This is a genomic window from Peribacillus sp. P4_C12 (genome assembly GCF_056402095.1).
Window position 1 is genome coordinate 42,970 of record NZ_JBFUIB010000003.1, and the last position, 14,578, is coordinate 57,547.

Below are 14,578 nucleotides of genomic sequence, written 5' to 3' on the forward strand. Positions count from 1 at the left end.
GAATCCGCAAATAATGTAAAAGCTGAATTGAGATCATAAAAAAAGGTGTCAGGCATCCTTTTGATTTTTTTCCTTAAGATACCTGACAATAATAATGAAGAATTTAAACTTTTACTACACGTTTATAGCCAACCTCGCTGAATAATGGATTGGCAGGAAGTACAAACATTTCATCTTCCAAGTCTAGTTGTATCGGATTAGAGAAAATGTCTCCGTTATATACGAATGAGTGATATTCACCAAACTCACCACATGGATCTACATCATCTGGTAAATCTTCTATAAATTTTTGGTCCAAATCTCTTCCTAAAAAAGAAGGATCGAGCTTATCTAAACGAATGCTGACAATTTTCGCTTTATACCCTAAATCAATAAACTCCTGGACTAACTGTTTCGTGTTGATTCCGGCTAAAGGAAGGATTAGTTCATAACTATTAGACTCAACTAAATTCTTTTTGTATTCGATACAATCCTCCAGAAAGAGATCTCCAAATGCAATTTTTGAGATACCTTGATTGCCAAAAAAATTCATGGCGTCAATAAGGTCTTTTTCAAAACCTTTTCCATCATATAAAGGATATTGAATTTTGTATAATGGAATTCCAATGGATTCTGCTTGAGCTTGAATCAATTTAAAATCAACCATGTGTCCGGATGTTTCATCATCAGTTGTTACGGTTGTAAGCAAAGATACGACTTCATATTTGTTTTCTTTTAACAGCTTATGAAGCATATACGTGGAATCTTTGCCACCACTAAAGCAAGCAATGATCTTTTCTTTCAACATCAATCCATCTCCCTTTTGTTCCGTTTATTTCTATCGTACGCACTTTAGCTGCGTGAATCAACAAAGAAGGGGGGCGAGTAGAGTGCATACAGTCATCACTTGTTAAGTTTATTGAAATTGTTACGAGTAAATTGGTGGAATTCACGAGTAAAACTGCAAAATTCACGAGTAAATTGGTGGAATTCACGAGTAAAACTGCAAAATTCACGAGTAAATCATGAAAATTCACGAGTAAATCATGAAAATTCACGAGTAAAACACTGAAAACTTGCGAGTTAAATGTGCTCTATCATATAGAAAAACTATATATCCTACTTTTTAAGGTACGGATGTTGAGTTAAAAGTATGAATTAGATTAATTGAAATCCTTACCAGCCTATAGAATGTGTCTTCTCCTAAAGAATTTCATAGTATATAGCATCCTCTCTACATCAACTGAGGAAGGGGGTTATATTTTGGAAAAGACAAAGCTTACCGGGCGGATCGTTACACCTGTTGATTCTGAATATGAGCAGGCAAGAATAAATAATAATTTAAGTTTCCCAAAATTCCCAAAGATAATTGTATTTTGTCAGAATACAAAGGATGTACAAAATGCATTGAAGTGGGCGAGGGAGAATCATATACCTTTTCGGGTGAGAAGCGGTCGACATAGCTATGAAAATTTTTCATTAGTAAATGGCGGTCTTATTATTGATGTCAGCGAAATGGATAGAATCAAGGTCAATCGTGAAAAAATGATTGCAAAAATAGAAGCCGGAGCTAATTTAGGGAAGGTATATAATAAATTATGGGAATAYGGCACGACTATCCCTGCAGGTACCGAAAGCAGTGTAGGTCTTGTCGGCCTTACGCTCGGCGGGGGAATTGGCATGTTAACGCGGTTGTTTGGACTTACTTGTGACAATCTTATTGAAATAGAAATGGTAAGAGCAAGTGGGAGTAAAGGTGCCGAACTCATTAAAGCAAACAAGAATCATAATAGTGATTTATTTTGGGCTTGCTGCGGCGGGGGAGGAGGAACGTCCTTTACATTCAAGGTGCACCCCATTTCTAGGGTTTCAGTCTTCTCCATTACATGGGGATGGGAAGATTTCGAAGCAGTATTTAATGCATGGCAAAATTGGGCACCTCACACGGATGACCGACTAACATCAGAAATAGAGTTTAAGTCAAAGGAAGTAAATCAAATTATCGCTCAAGGTGAATTTGTAGGTACGTCTTCTAGGTTAAAGCAACTTCTTCAGCCTTTAACGACAACCGGTTCACCAACTAGTGTATTGATAAAGGAAGTTCCATATATTGAAGCTGTACGGTTCTTTGACGACCCGAGTGGAAACCAATCAGCCCATCGAAAGAGATCAGGATCTTTTCTTAATAAACCTTTTCCAAAGAAAGCGATCTTGACGATGAAACAATTTTTAGAAAAAGCACCAAATGAAAATTCAGGCATTTGGCACCAATCTCTTGGAGGAGCAGCAGGCAAGGTCGAACCAAAGAAAACGGCTTTCTATTACCGGGACGCCATTATTGCACAAGAATACCTAGCTACTTGGAATAATCCTAAAGAAGAAAGGGAAAACATACGTTGGATCAAAGAATTAAGGAGTGCCTTATCACCGTATACGACTGGTGACTATGTGAATTGGCCTGATAGGCAAATCAAAGATTGGCCAACAGCGTATTATGGAGAAAATTTTAAACGGCTTCGAGAAGTAAAAACTACATATGATCCATTTAATACGTTTAAATTTCCTCAAAGCATTCCACCTTATAATAGTGGTTTTAAGAAAAACAGGGGCGCTCCCTTTTTATAAGGTTTGCTAAACTATGTGAATAACTAAAAAGGCCTAATCCACTTATGGGTATAGGCCTCTTATCATCTAGCTTTTGTGACATTCTATTCTTAATTTACTCCGTTTTTTGAGTTTGCATTACACTGTAAACTTGACTTACATATGATTGGGCTTGTGCGATTTCCGAAGCAGCTTGTTTAATTGCTTCTTGTGCCAATGTTGGGTCCGATGAGGATTTTTCAATTGCTTGACTAAGTAAAGTTTGTGTAAGAGTAACGTTTGCTTTTGCTTGATTTAATTGATTGACATCGATTTGTTGTTGAGGCATTTATTTTCTCTCCTTATTTCCTATTTTGAATTACTCCTTTAGGATGACCCTTCTTTTCTTTTTTATAAGGAGAAAAAAATAATAACTTAAATATGTCAGTTTTATAATAAAAGGAGAAGTCGGAGCTATTCTAGCTTACTGAGTTCAATTGATGGATACGAGAATCTCTAACGAATGATGGATGTTCCATCTTTCTTGATTTTAATCCAACTTACAAATGAAAGTAGTGTCTGAGGAGTTAATTCTACAAAGACCAAGATACCTGGAAAGTTCCAGCCCGATTTTTGCATATGCATCCCATGATACAAAGTAGAACTTTGTTGGTTTTATTCCATAACTATCGCCAAATGAAATAACAATTCCTATTAGCCATTAGAGTGATCAATATTTTTTTAGCGAATATATATTCTCCTTTTGGGATTAACAATCCAAAGTTTTGTGTCTTGAATATAAAGCTTGTCATATATCATATTTTTACTTAATTAAAACGTGTGGATGAAAAATACTAGGTGCTAAGCAGGTATTTAGCACAGATATTGTGTGTTTTCTCTTTGAATAGCCGGCTAGGCTGGATTCAGTTTGTCCGTTTATACAATGAAGTGGGTGGTATTTAATTCACTTTTCTCCTAAGGTATGCGCCAATACTTTTTAAATTGTGAATGGTTGATCTTTCAACTAAATAAAATACACTTTACTTATTGGAATTATATGATTAAAATCGAATAAAGTCTCTATAAAATGGAAAAATCATTCATTGCTCCATAACGCGACAAGCGAAGGAGCCTGCTTTCATATTGGAGATAAGGAGTTGGATAGATGAATATTGATCATATTGAAGCATTTTTATATGTTGTTCACTTTAACAGTTTTCATAAAGCTGCAGAGGCACTGTTCTTGTCACAACCAACGGTTACGGCAAGAATTAAAACACTCGAGAATGAACTCGATTCGGTATTATTTGAGCGGCAAGGCAGGGGGATTATATTAACTGAAAAAGGGAAAGCATTTATTCCATTTGCGGATCAGATTATTCGTACCTATCAACAGGGGAAAAAACAGTTAAAAAAAGGAAGTTATCGCGAAGAAATAACGATTGGCGCCAATATCATTACTTCGCAATACTTTATTCCATATGCTCTTCCTTTATGGAAAAAAGAAAACCCTGATTTACGCTTTAAGTTTATTTCTGCTCCAAACGATGCATTAGTTGATAAATTGCTTCAGAAACAGGTGGATATCGCATTTATGAAGGATGTTACGCATAGTGGTCTCCAAAATCACAAGGTCCTTGATAATTCGATTCGTTTAGTTGTGTATCCAGGCCATCATTATCAATTTCAAAAAGACCTGTCAGCGCAGCAATTGGCAACTGAGCCGCTAGTATTTTTTGAATGCGGCGCATTTGATTGGAACCAGGTTCATAAAATCTTTGAGGTGTCACATGTAGAGCCACGTATTGAATTTCAGGTAGATCATTTGGAGGTGGCTAAATCTCTAATTCTTAGCAGGAGCTGTATTGGGTTTTTACCGTATTTATGTATTAAAAAAGAGTTAGAACAGGGAACCCTGGTTGAAGTGGATGTGTCGCATTTAATCAAGATAAAGCAGCACATCCATTTGACACATTTAAAATATGGGGTTGAAGCTCCTTTATTATGGAATGAAATCCTGTCTTCTGTTCAGAAATTTGAAAAATTGCTCCTTCATTGATAGAGATTTCCTATCCATACAATAATTCTTTCTATCAGTTTAAGTATTGCCATTAGCATGTTTAAGGTGATAGGATAAATCACAATTACAAATAAACCATTATTCTTATAAGAAAGCTATGAATTAAACGTGGAGGAGATAGTATGAGTTATAAGCTTGGCATTTTAGACCAGAGCCCGATATTTCCAGGAACTTCGGCTTTTGATGCACTACAGCAAACTATTAATCTAGCTAGACATGCTGAGGAATGGGGGTATACCCGTTTCTGGGTATCAGAGCATCATCATGCAGAACAGCTGGCTGGATCTTCCCCAGAAGTATTGATATCGTACTTGTTGGCCCAAACAAAATCGATTAAGGTGGGATCTGGAGGTGTAATGCTTCAGCACTATAGCCCATATAAAGTGGCGGAAAACTTTCACGTGTTATCAAATCTTTCACCTGGCAGAGTAGACCTTGGTATTGGAAAAGCACCCGGTGGTCTCCCCTTATCAACGAAGGCGCTACAGTTTGGTACTGTGAATGATGGAAAAGATTTCGAAGAGCGGTTATCTTTTTTGCAAAAAATAATTGAAAATTCGGTTAATGAAACTCACCCGCTTGCAGGTATTCAAGCGACACCACTCCCTTCGAAAAAACCAAAAATGTTTCTGCTTGGTGCGAGTGCTGACAGTGCCAGGCTAGCAGCTGATCTTGGTATAGCTTATGTATTTGCTCGATTTATCAATAGTAATGAGACTGTACTCGAAGATGCTGCACGCATTTACCAAAGTATCTATCCAACTGGGAGCTTTAAGGTATCAGTTTCAGTGATTGCTGCTCCTTCACAACAAGAAGCAGAACAGTTAACAGGTGATCAAAAGATTGTGAAAGTTCATCTCCAAAGTGGTCGTTCTGTTACGGTCCAAACACTTGTGCAAGCAGAGTTATTTGGGAAGCAGTCTGGGGAGCCTTACGAAATAGAAGAACAGGATTCCAATATTATTGCTGGAACTCCCTCTTACGTGAAAGGGATATTAACAAATTTTCATGAAAACTATGGGGTAGATGAGTTTATCTTACATACGCCGATTTTAAAAGAAGCAGAACGATTCAGGTCTTTTCAGCTGTTAAGTCCACTTTTACCTGAAGAGGATCACTTTACGAGCCAAAAGAAAGCCTTCATTAATTAAAGATGTTCAGTAGATGGCTGGCTGCAAAGTTAAAAATGGATTCACGTGTTTTCTATGAAAATTAAAGGAGGAGTATCAATGTCCAAGCAAAGAAAGTTGAAATTGGGAGCACTTATACATGGAGTTGGAGGGAGTATATCTGGTTGGAGGCATCCTGACATTCAAGCAGATGCCAGTGTTAGTCTTGAATTTTATAAGGAGCAGGCTCAGAAGGCCGAAGAGGGAAAGTTCGATTTACTTTTCATTGCTGACGGTTTGTTTATCAATGAAAAGTCAATTCCGCATTTTTTAAATCGATTTGAACCACTGACCATTTTATCCGCACTCGCTGCTTTTACATCAAGAATAGGGCTTGTCGGAACTGTTTCCACCTCATACAGTGAGCCATTTACTGTAGCCCGGCAATTTGCTTCACTTGATCACATTAGTCAAGGTCGTGGCGGATGGAACCTTGTTACTACACCTCTTGAGAGTACGGCTTTGAACTATAACAAAACGATTGAAGAACACCCTGATCATGCCAAACGCTATCGGATAGCATCAGAATATTTACAAGTTACCAAAGGGCTTTGGGATTCCTGGGAGGATGACGCGTTTACTCGGGATAAAGAGTACGGTGAGTTTTTTGAACCTTCTAAATTGCATCAATTAAATCATAAAGGAGAATTTTTCTCAGTGCAGGGACCACTTAACATTGCTAGATCTAAACAAGGGCGGCCTGTCATTTTCCAAGCAGGTTCATCAGAAGCAGGCAAGAGTCTTGCGGCTAAAGAAGCGGATGCAATCTTTACGGGTCAACCAACATTGGAAGAAGCGCAGAACTTTTATCAAGATGTAAAAAACAGAGCTATTGCATTTGGGAGAAATCCTGATGAACTTGTAATTCTGCCAGGAATCGCTCCAATCATTGGTGCAACTGTGGAAGAAGCAGAGAACAAATATCAAGAACTCGCTAACCTAGTTTCTATAGATAAGGCGCTTGACTATTTGGGACGATACTTTGATCATCATGATTTTTCTCAATATGAACTGGATGCGCCTTTCCCAGATCTCGGACACATCGGAAAAAACAGTTTCCGAAGTACGACTGACCGAATTAAACAGGAAGCCAAGGAGAAACAGTTAACGCTCCGTCAAGTAGCACTTAAGGAGACTACACCTCGGACTTCTTTTATTGGAACTCCAGAGAAAATAGCGGATTTGATCCAGCAATGGTTCGAAGAGAAGGGTGCGGACGGGTTTATTTTTACTTCAAGTGTTCCAAATGCTTTGCGCGACTTTGTAGACTATGTGGTGCCTATCCTTCAAAAAAGGGGGATATATCGTACTGAATATGAAGCAGAAACATTAAGAGGCAACTTGGGACTTCCATTCCCGGAAAATCGTTATGCCAAAGAAAGCATTAATCAATAATTGAAGAATCATTTAAAAAATTTGAAGGAGGAATACGAAATGGGAGATGCGTTATCTGTCGTCGTTTGGTCCAAACAAGGATGTCACTATTGTGAAGAGGTTAAACAATACTTGAAAGAAAAGGACATTGCTTATCAAACAGTGGATGTTACCAATCATGATGAACGGCGAGATATTTTAGAAATCAAATATGGTGTCCGACATGTGCCTATAATTGAAATTGGGCGAGGTAACGTATATGAGAGTGTTACAGAAGTTGGAATTCCACATCTTGAAGAAGTACTTGAACGTGTACAATAACAAAAAATCACGCGTTTAAATCTGGGTCTATAAGCATGACTGATTGATTTAAAGAAAGATTGCAGATATAAATCCGATTATTCTGGTACATATAATATGTTATAGAAGTGGGGAGTTAATCATGACACAGCTAATCCGTCTTGCCACTGTAAAAGATGCTCCCGAAGTGCTAAACGTTACACTTCGGGCTTATGAACCAATTAGAGAATTGAATATTAACTTTCTGGCTGCGACAGCTGATTTGCAGCTAGTGACGAATAATATTAGGCGGAATCTCACTTGTGTTTTAGAACAGGAGGGCCAAATTGTTTCTACTGTGACAGTTCGTCATCCATGGAATGACCCTGATCAGTTCAGTCCATACCCATTCATTTGGTGGTTTGCAGTCGACCCCCTTTACAAACAAAAAGGTTTTGGCTCGACTTTGTTAACCTGGGTGGAAGAAAACGCACTTCGGAAACAGGTGAAAGCGCCGGCTGTCTATTTGGCGACAGCTGATCGTCATCCTTGGCTTGTTTCCATTTATGAAAGAAGAGGCTATGAGATTTTTGCTGAACGAGATCACGATGGAGAAAAAATTGTGTATCTTCGTAAAATTCTCGATGAAACGTTGTATCGCATTATTGAAAATAAAGAACCAATTGTTAGTAATTAAAAACGTCGGGGGAATTTGAGATGAAAAAAACATTATTAATTGTTATGGCACTGCTACTTACTTTTTTGGGAGCTTGCTCTTCGAAAGAAACAACGAGTACAGCAAAATCAAGTTCTGGAGGTTCAAAAGATAAAAAAGTTCAGAAAATCATTGTCGGAACAGGAACGCAATTCCCTAATATTTGCTTTTTAGATAAAAATGGTAAGTTGACAGGGTATGATGTCGAGTTGGTACGTCAAATCGATGAAAAGCTACCTGAATATGAATTTGAATTTAAAACGATGGAATTTTCGAATCTATTATTAAGTTTAGAAACGAACAAAATCGATTTTGTTGCTCACCAAATGGAGGTGAATGATGAACGAAAAGAAAAATTTCTATTTAATAAAGAACCATATAATGTCTTTCCCCTTCAAGTTACAGTTCATCAGGACAACAATGATATTCATTCGATTAAAGATCTAAAAGGAAAAAAAGCGATAGTGAGTGCAACGAGCAATTCTGCTGTTTTTCTTGAAAAGTATAATAAAGAAAATAATGCCGGTATTGAAATTGTCTATTCTGGCCAAGGCGTAGATGATACGAAAAATCAAATCAAAACTGGTCGGGCGGATGCTACCATTACTACACCATTTGCAGTCGACTTCTTAAATAAACAAGCAGATGCACAGCAAAAGGTTGTGGGTGAGCCACTTCTTAATTCAAAAGTATACTTTTTACTAAGAAAAGACGAAACGCCTTTACAGAAGAGAATTGATGAAGCACTTGTGGAGCTGAAAAAAGATGGGGTAGTTAGCGAACTAAGTAAAAAGTGGCTGGGCGCAGACTATTCAGTAGGATTTTAATTAGATAGCAGTAAGCGCGGAGGTGCTAAAGCATGGGGAAAGCATTTGATCCTTCATTAATCGTCGATTTCATTCCGACGTTAATATATTACCTTGGAGTAACATTGCAAATTCTGGAAGCATCCGTTTTATTAGGAATGGTCATCGGGATAGCGGCAGCCATACTGAGATTATTTCGTATCCCTGTTTTGAATCAATTTGTCATTTTGTATATTTCATTCATTCGGGGAACTCCTATTTTAATACAATTATTTCTAGTTTTTTATGGACTGCCTGCAATCCTTTTATTCATTAATATTGATATTTCAAGAATGGATGCTCTGTATTTTGTCATTATTACTTATGCATTAAGTAATGGGGCGCATTTCGCAGAAATATTCCGAGGAGCGATTAAGGCTGTCGATTATGGGCAAACGGAAGCAGCCTATTCTGTTGGCATGAATAATAGTCAAAGTTTCTTTCGAATTGTGCTTCCTCAGGCAATACGGATTGCTTTTCCGAATATCGCAAACTCTATTATCGGATCCTTGAAGGATACCTCACTTGCCTTTACCATCGGCGTAATGGATATGATGGGTAGGGGAGAGACATTAATTGCTGCAACTGCACATGCTCTCGAAGTCTATCTCTCATTAGCTGTTATCTATTATGCAGTCGTGCTATTGTTTGAGAAAATATTCAGACTTTATGAAAATCGCATTAATCGGCATCAAACTGTTGATGTGTCTGTTACTGGATAACAAAGGGAGGAGAGAAGGACTTGACGATTGATATTCTATTTATTTGGACTGCTTTTAAGGAGATTATTAAAGCACTTCCGATCACACTTATCTTAACGATTCTTCCTCTTCTTGCAGGTTTTATTATCGGTCTCGCTGTTGCCTTGATTAGGATATATAAAGTGAAATTTCTATGTAGAGTTGCAAATGTATATGTTTCCTTCTTTAGAGGAACACCGATTATTATGCACATAATGCTCATTTATTTCGGTTTTCCATTATTAATCGATCAAATTTCTAAAAAATTTGACTTGGGTATTCAATCTAATTCCATTCCGATCATTTTATTTGTCTTAACCGCCTTATCGTTGAGTGCGGGTGCCTATTTATCAGAAATATTCAGATCGGGAATTATCAGTGTCTCCAATGGCCAAATGGAGGCAGCCTATTCCGTAGGTATGAATTCGTTTCAAGCCATGACGCGAATTGTTGTGCCACAGGCCATTGCTCAGTCCATCCCGAATTTCACGAATATTTTCATTGGATTCTTGCATACGTCATCCATTGCTTTCATTGTATCGCAAAAAGAAATGACAGGAGCAGCCAATATAGTTGCATCCACCAATTTGAAATTTTTGGAGTCTTTTATCGCTGCTGGTTTAATTTATTGGGGCCTCACAATCATTGCAGAGGGGCTTTCGTTTTTAATTGAGAAAAAGGCCACTGCCTATAATCGAGGAGGAGTACAATGATTTATTTAAAAGATATAAAAAAATCATTTAACCAGCAGCCCGTTTTAAAAGGAATTAATTTGAAAATAGGCAAGGGAGAAGTAGTTACCATACTTGGACCAAGTGGATCTGGGAAAACAACCCTGCTTAGGTGCTTGAACTTTCTGGAGAAACCAGATGAGGGAATTGTTCAAGTGGGAGATGTACAGGTGGAGTCTAAGAAGGCGACCAAAAGGGAAATCTTATCCCTTAGAAGACAATCGGCAATGGTTTTTCAGCATTATAATTTATTTGCTCATAAAACTGTTTTGGAGAATGTAATGGAAGGGTTAATTGTTACAAAAAAATATAAGAAAGCTGAAGCGAAACGGGAAAGCGAGCTGTTATTGGAAAAAGTAGGTTTGGGAGATAAGCATAACTATTTCCCTTCGCAATTGTCAGGAGGTCAACAGCAACGTGTTGGAATTGCTAGGGCACTTGCTTTAAATCCGGAGGTCATTCTATTTGACGAGCCAACCTCGGCACTCGACCCTGAGTTGGTCGGTGAGGTGCTTTCTGTCATAAAAGCAATTGCACAGGAAGGCATCACGATGGTGATTGTAACCCATGAAATGAGTTTTGCTAAAGAGGTATCGGATCGTGTTCTTTTCATGGATCGCGGGGTCATTGTAGAAGAAGGTTCACCATTGGAGATTTTCAATGCTCCAAAGGAAGAGCGAACACGTCAATTTTTAAACCGGATATCAAGAGATTTTTCCGTATCGTTTTTAGAAGAAAGGGCCAATTAAAGGAAGGGGCAAAAGTATGATTAGTACAATCGTAGTAGATGAATTGATTGAAGAAGATAAAGAGACGGTCCGCCGCTTATTGGTAGAAAGTTATCAACAATATGAACATGAATATTCGAACCCAGAAGCTTGGGAGGGATATTTAAAAAATATAGAATCCTCGGTGGATAATCCACATGTTGATAAGGTGTTGGTTGCAAAGTGCAATCAGGATATCCTTGGTACATTGCAGCTTTTTCAGTCATCTGAAAAAGCATATGAAAAGCCGGAACTTGGGATTTTTTCACCAATCATTCGGTTGTTGGCCGTTCATCCCGAATCAAGGGGACGCGGTATCGCACAGGAATTATTAAAAGCTAGTGTAATTTATGCAAAATCGCAAGGTGCGTCCAGTTTGTATCTACATTCTACTGATAAGATGCATAAAGCCATTAAACTATACGAATGGTTTGGCTTTAAACGGGATCGAACGAAAGAATTTCAAAATCATGATATTTTAGTAAAATGCTATCGCTTAGATTTATAGAAGGAGGCGACTGTATGAGTCGAGAGCTGGAAAAGCGCTTAATATCGATACGGCGTCATTTACATCAATATCCGGAGTTATCAAATGAAGAATTTGAAACGACAAAATCGATACAAACGTGGCTCGAGGAAGAGGGCATTGAGATCCGTCATACAGGATTGAAAACAGGTGTTTTTGCAGATATAAAGGGTGGTAAACCCGGACCGACAGTAGCCATAAGGGCGGATATCGATGCTCTTCCGATTGAGGAACGAACCGGGCTTCCATTTGCTTCGAAAGTAAGAGGAGTGATGCATGCTTGCGGCCATGATTTTCATACGGCAGCTGCAATAGGTGCTGCCTACCTTTTAAAAGAATATCAATCAGAGTTGTCCGGGACAGTGCGATTGCTTTTTCAACCCGCAGAAGAATTAGGTGGCGGAGCGGTGCATGTGATAAAAGATGGTCAAATTGACGATGTAGCGGCTGTGATTGGGCTGCACAATAAACCCAATTTGCCTGTCGGCACCATTGGGATAAAAGATGGTCCGTTAATGGCGGCGGTGGACCGTTTTCAAATTGTTCTTCAAGGGAAGGGGAGCCATGCGGCCATCCCTCAAAACGGAAAAGATCCAATAGCGGCAGCGGCTCAGCTTATTACCGCTCTTCAAACTATCGTCAGCCGGAATGTATCCCCATTAGATTGTGCTGTGGTGAGTGTTACGAGAATAACAGGTGGAAACACTTGGAATGTAATTCCGGGTGACGTCATATTGGAAGGAACGATTCGAACCTTTAATTCTGGAATCCGCGAAGAAGTAACAGAAAAGTTTTATTCGATTGTGAATCATATTGCAGCTGCTTTTTCACAGGAAGCTGAGATTGGTTGGTTTCCTGGGCCCCCTGCGCTTCTTAATCATCCTGCAGTTACAGAGATGGCACGCGTGTCTGCTCGGCAGCAATCATTGCATGTAATCAATCCAGAACCTTCAATGGGTGGTGAAGATTTCGCTTATTACCTTCAACATATCCCCGGTACCTTTGCCTTTTTTGGTACAAACGGAAACGAAGACTGGCATCATCCAGCTTTTACTGTTGATGAAAAATCCATTATTAAAGCCGCTTATTTTTTATATGAAAGTGCCAAGGCTTTATTACATAACCAGGGTAAGTGGTGAACATACATGACAAAGGTGCCAGACACAATCTAAAGTTGGTTCGTGCCTAGCACCCTATTTGTCGTAATTCCAAGGATATCTGCAACTTAATTTCAAGCAAAGGCATGATAAATCCACCACAAATTAACTATTCAGATAGCTGCTTTTGTGTTGTGTAAGCTCCGTGAATGACTTATCCGATTGGGAGCCTCTTTTCTCTTCTGCAAGTCAGCTGATGCGAACATTGCCCCCTCCATTTTTCCTTAACTACATAGCCACTCTTCGTTCATTAATTCATTCAAGTTTTTCATAGATTCTTCTATCCTTTTCTCTTCCTCTCATTGATGATTCTTAGTTCTGATAGGGTTTAGAAGATTAGATCTCTATAAAAAATATTTCTTAACCCTAATAGGCGAAAGTGAGGTTAAGTAATTTGGCAAAGGTATTCCATACTCATAAGCGAATGATAGAGTTTTTTAATCAATTAAATAAATTTTTCTATCAAATAAGGTGTTGTCAAGTGCTTGTTTACAATGTTAGGATGAATTTCAATCAAATTAAAACAACTAATTCGATTTGTTAACTAGGTATTGATGATTGGAGGGAGATATATGAGTTTTAAGCTTGGAATATTAGATCAAAGCCCCATTTTTCCTGGGAATTCGGCAGTTGATGCACTTAAGCAAACCGTAAACCTAGCTCAAAAAGCTGAAGAATGGGGATATACCCGTTTTTGGGTATCGGAACATCATCATATGGAACAAGTTGCTGGATCTTCACCGGAAGTATTAATTTCTTATTTATTATCGCAAACCACATCCATTCGTGTAGGTTCGGGAGGTGTCATGCTTCAGCACTACAGTCCTTATAAAGTCGCTGAAAATTTTCATGTTTTATCCACTCTTGCCCCGGGGAGGGTAGATCTTGGCATTGGTAAAGCACCAGGTGGATTTCCTTTATCAACAAAGGCATTACAATTTGGAACTGTAAATGATGGAAAAGATTTTGGGGAACGTGCATCCTTATTGCGAAATATTATTGAAAATTCAATCAATGACGATCACTTGCTCTCTGGTATTCAAGCAACACCGATACCGCCTGAGAAACCCGAAACTTTTCTGCTTGGTGCCAGTTCAAACAGTGCTCAACTAGCCGCTAACCTCGGAATGGATTTTGTATTCGCCAGATTTATTAATAGTGATGATACCATGCTGAATGAAGCTTCCTCTGCTTACCGAAGCAAGTACCCAGATGGTCGTTTTATCGTATCAGTAGCCGTTGTGGCTGCTCCTACCCAACAAAAAGCAGAGGAGCTGGCAAGCGATCACAAACTATTTAAAGTTCATCTTCAAAGTGGCCGAACGTTGACAGTTCAATCACGTGAACAGGCTGAATCATTTGAGAAGCAGGCTGGTGAAGCTTACGAAATAGAAGAGCAGACCGCAAGTGTTATTGCTGGGACTCCAGGATATGTAAACGGAATTTTAAAGGAACTTCATAAAACTTATCAAGTGGATGAATTTATTTTGCATACACCGCTCCGAAAAGAAGTAGAACGGATCCAATCATTTCAGTTGTTGAGTCCGCTTTTCTTAGGGGAAGAGACTATACATATAGAAGGAAAAGAAAACATCCAGCGGATATGAATCAGCTGATAAATATTTGCAAGTAT

16 protein-coding genes are annotated in these 14,578 nt (G+C 38.6%); 13 read left to right on the forward strand and 3 right to left on the reverse strand.

What is annotated here, in order from left to right; all coding sequences use genetic code 11:
* Positions 1–103: 103 nt before the first annotated feature.
* Both AC1DUW_RS01815 and AC1DUW_RS01820 read right to left on the reverse strand, forming a co-directional pair.
* Entirely contained in the window at positions 104–787 is a 684-nt protein-coding gene (locus tag AC1DUW_RS01815) for a Dph6-related ATP pyrophosphatase (protein ID WP_477641892.1), read from the reverse strand.
* A complete protein-coding gene (locus AC1DUW_RS01820) occupies positions 756–1,037 on the reverse strand; it encodes a hypothetical protein (RefSeq protein WP_477641893.1) in 282 nt (93 codons plus the stop codon). The genes AC1DUW_RS01815 and AC1DUW_RS01820 overlap by 32 nt, the downstream gene beginning before the upstream one ends.
* A 205-nt stretch (positions 1,038–1,242) precedes the next feature.
* Between AC1DUW_RS01820 and AC1DUW_RS01825 the strand changes: the two genes are divergently transcribed.
* On the forward strand, positions 1,243–2,604 hold the full coding sequence (locus AC1DUW_RS01825; protein ID WP_477641894.1) for an FAD-binding oxidoreductase: 1,362 nt from the start codon (positions 1,243–1,245) through the stop codon (positions 2,602–2,604).
* A 94-nt stretch (positions 2,605–2,698) separates the two neighbouring features.
* On the opposite strand, the gene AC1DUW_RS01830 is transcribed toward AC1DUW_RS01825, so the two are convergent.
* Entirely contained in the window at positions 2,699–2,911 is a 213-nt protein-coding gene (locus AC1DUW_RS01830) for a hypothetical protein (RefSeq protein WP_053344397.1), read from the reverse strand.
* Positions 2,912–3,727: 816 nt separating this feature from the next.
* On the opposite strand from AC1DUW_RS01830, the gene AC1DUW_RS01835 reads away from it, so the two are divergent.
* The 12 genes from AC1DUW_RS01835 to AC1DUW_RS01890 all read left to right on the forward strand — a co-directional run bounded on the left by AC1DUW_RS01835 (position 3,728) and on the right by AC1DUW_RS01890 (position 14,552).
* Entirely contained in the window at positions 3,728–4,621 is an 894-nt protein-coding gene (locus AC1DUW_RS01835; protein WP_053344398.1) for a LysR family transcriptional regulator, read from the forward strand.
* A gap of 143 nt (positions 4,622–4,764) precedes the next feature.
* The gene (locus AC1DUW_RS01840; RefSeq protein WP_477641895.1) at positions 4,765–5,793 is read left to right on the forward strand and encodes an LLM class flavin-dependent oxidoreductase; all 1,029 of its coding nucleotides are present in this window, start codon (positions 4,765–4,767) and stop codon (positions 5,791–5,793) included.
* Positions 5,794–5,871: 78 nt separating this feature from the next.
* A complete protein-coding gene (locus AC1DUW_RS01845; RefSeq protein WP_477641896.1) occupies positions 5,872–7,206 on the forward strand; it encodes an LLM class flavin-dependent oxidoreductase in 1,335 nt (444 codons plus the stop codon).
* Between the two features lie 39 nt (positions 7,207–7,245).
* Complete coding sequence (locus AC1DUW_RS01850) at positions 7,246–7,506, forward strand: glutaredoxin family protein (protein WP_053344401.1); 261 nt, start codon at positions 7,246–7,248, stop codon at positions 7,504–7,506.
* Positions 7,507–7,627: 121 nt separating this feature from the next.
* Positions 7,628–8,161, forward strand: coding sequence for a GNAT family N-acetyltransferase (locus tag AC1DUW_RS01855; RefSeq protein WP_477641897.1), 534 nt, complete (start codon positions 7,628–7,630; stop codon positions 8,159–8,161).
* Between the two features lie 20 nt (positions 8,162–8,181).
* Positions 8,182–9,006 carry an amino acid ABC transporter substrate-binding protein gene (locus AC1DUW_RS01860; RefSeq protein ID WP_053344403.1) on the forward strand — a complete coding sequence of 275 codons (825 nt, stop codon included), beginning with the start codon at positions 8,182–8,184 and terminating at the stop codon, positions 9,004–9,006.
* Between the two features lie 32 nt (positions 9,007–9,038).
* Positions 9,039–9,746 (forward strand): amino acid ABC transporter permease, encoded by a 708-nt coding sequence (locus AC1DUW_RS01865; RefSeq protein WP_477641898.1) that lies wholly within the window; start codon positions 9,039–9,041, stop codon positions 9,744–9,746.
* Between the two features lie 20 nt (positions 9,747–9,766).
* Positions 9,767–10,477, forward strand: a complete 711-nt coding sequence (locus AC1DUW_RS01870) for an amino acid ABC transporter permease (protein WP_477641899.1) — start codon at positions 9,767–9,769, stop codon at positions 10,475–10,477.
* The gene (locus AC1DUW_RS01875) at positions 10,474–11,244 is read left to right on the forward strand and encodes an amino acid ABC transporter ATP-binding protein (protein WP_053344406.1); all 771 of its coding nucleotides are present in this window, start codon (positions 10,474–10,476) and stop codon (positions 11,242–11,244) included. The genes AC1DUW_RS01870 and AC1DUW_RS01875 overlap by 4 nt, the downstream gene beginning before the upstream one ends.
* Positions 11,245–11,260: 16 nt before the next feature.
* Entirely contained in the window at positions 11,261–11,770 is a 510-nt protein-coding gene (locus tag AC1DUW_RS01880) for a GNAT family N-acetyltransferase (RefSeq protein WP_053344407.1), read from the forward strand.
* Positions 11,771–11,784: 14 nt separating this feature from the next.
* A complete protein-coding gene (locus tag AC1DUW_RS01885) occupies positions 11,785–12,927 on the forward strand; it encodes an amidohydrolase (RefSeq protein WP_477641900.1) in 1,143 nt (380 codons plus the stop codon).
* 590 nt (positions 12,928–13,517) lie between these two features.
* Complete coding sequence (locus AC1DUW_RS01890) at positions 13,518–14,552, forward strand: LLM class flavin-dependent oxidoreductase (RefSeq protein ID WP_477641901.1); 1,035 nt, start codon at positions 13,518–13,520, stop codon at positions 14,550–14,552.
* Positions 14,553–14,578: the final 26 nt, after the last annotated feature.